The following is a 244-nucleotide window of genomic DNA, read 5'->3' as shown; positions in this document are numbered from 1 at the left end:
ATATGGCTTGAATGGCTCCATCATGCAGGCTTAAAAGTAAAACGTATCGTGCCAGATTGTTTAGCGTTGCCGTTAGAGCAATGTCGCTGGGCGGCAATGAGTGTTGGTAGTGAGTATTTAATCCGAACGTCTGAAGGTGGCGGTGTTAGCGTGCCTAAAGCATGGTCTGCATTTGCACTTCCACACCTATTAACAGCTGCAAAACCTAATGATAATGAGTCAATTAGTGTTGCAAGCTACAGTG

General features: G+C 45.1%; 1 protein-coding gene. It reads left to right on the top strand.

Translation table 11 applies throughout. The annotated features are described in order from the left end of the window. On the top strand, positions 1 to 244 hold a 244-nt coding region (locus AAEZ00_RS21965; protein ID WP_351090150.1), incomplete at both ends, for a type II secretion system protein GspL.

The sequence above is a fragment of the Shewanella sp. S1-49-MNA-CIBAN-0167 genome, from assembly GCF_040310145.1.
In the GTDB taxonomy this organism is placed as follows: domain Bacteria; phylum Pseudomonadota; class Gammaproteobacteria; order Enterobacterales; family Shewanellaceae; genus Shewanella; species Shewanella psychromarinicola.
The sequence above is the reverse complement of the archived record's forward strand: the minus strand, read 5'-3'. Positions and strand labels throughout refer to the sequence as shown.